1 protein-coding gene is annotated in these 244 nt (G+C 52.3%); it reads right to left on the reverse strand.

Annotation, left to right across the window (positions count from 1 at the left end; genetic code table 11):
* Positions 1-139: 139 nt before the first annotated feature.
* A partial coding sequence (locus ACQ4LH_RS22240; RefSeq protein ID WP_430699035.1) for a LemA family protein occupies positions 140-244 on the reverse strand: 105 nt, incomplete at its 5' end.

Here is a 244-nt window from a genome sequence, read left to right on the forward strand (position 1 = left end):
ATATCGCTCCTTGTGGTTTCCTCCAGATGTGTGTACCAGACCTAACTGGTCTTTAGCTGGTTTCTCCCATACAGCTCTCATGTCGTCACCGACGCTCTGCTACTCTCTCTTATCCACGTGCGACTCTTCCTCCTAGCCCTCACGATGGTTNCGTCTCGTGGGCTCGAGATGTGTATAAGAGACAGATATAGCCCTTGGCGGTTTCCACCAGATTGGGGATCAGGTCATAACGGCGCTTGAGCTG

The sequence above is a fragment of the Pseudomonas peli genome (assembly GCF_050563605.1).
Lineage (GTDB): Bacteria > Pseudomonadota > Gammaproteobacteria > Pseudomonadales > Pseudomonadaceae > Aquipseudomonas > Aquipseudomonas peli_A.